Below are 481 nucleotides of genomic sequence, written 5' to 3' on the forward strand. Positions count from 1 at the left end.
GCGTTATAAATGACTGCATGGATGCAGGAGGTAGAGCAATGCAGGAGCAATTGCCGAGAACAACTACATGTCAAAATTTATGCCTTGTTATCACGCCATTTATCTGTCGCTATAAATGGTCAGTAACTTAACACGATTGGTATAAGTAAAATAGTAGCAAAAGCTTGGCTTAATTAGAGAAAAGAGAGTATGAGAAACAAAAAGCCGCGTTAATTTTCATTAACGCGGCTTTTTAGTGTGTTTTAAGCTATTTCAAGAGTGTTATTCGACACTCATGGTTTTAGTCATTGCAGCGCTTGCACGTCCCGCAGGCTTGATAGAGCCGGCACGTAAGCCACTATCAGGAATAACTTCACGTTTGTCGTGAGCCATCGCTTTTGGCGTATGTAACACGTCGCTATCTGCAACTGGAGTCGGCTGGGCCATCGGTGCACTTGCTTTACCTGAGGCGATCACTGTTTTAGTGTGTGTCACAGGTTTT

The 481-nt window shown here is 43.2% G+C and carries 1 protein-coding gene; it reads right to left on the bottom strand.

The genetic code is table 11. The features are described 5' to 3' along the window. Window positions 1–261 precede the first annotated feature (261 nt). The coding region (locus CWB85_RS22045) for a hypothetical protein (protein ID WP_138556024.1) at window positions 262–481 on the bottom strand (220 nt) is incomplete at its 5' end.

The organism is Pseudoalteromonas sp. S1727 (genome assembly GCF_005886375.1).
Taxonomy (GTDB): Bacteria; Pseudomonadota; Gammaproteobacteria; order Enterobacterales; family Alteromonadaceae; genus Pseudoalteromonas; species Pseudoalteromonas haloplanktis.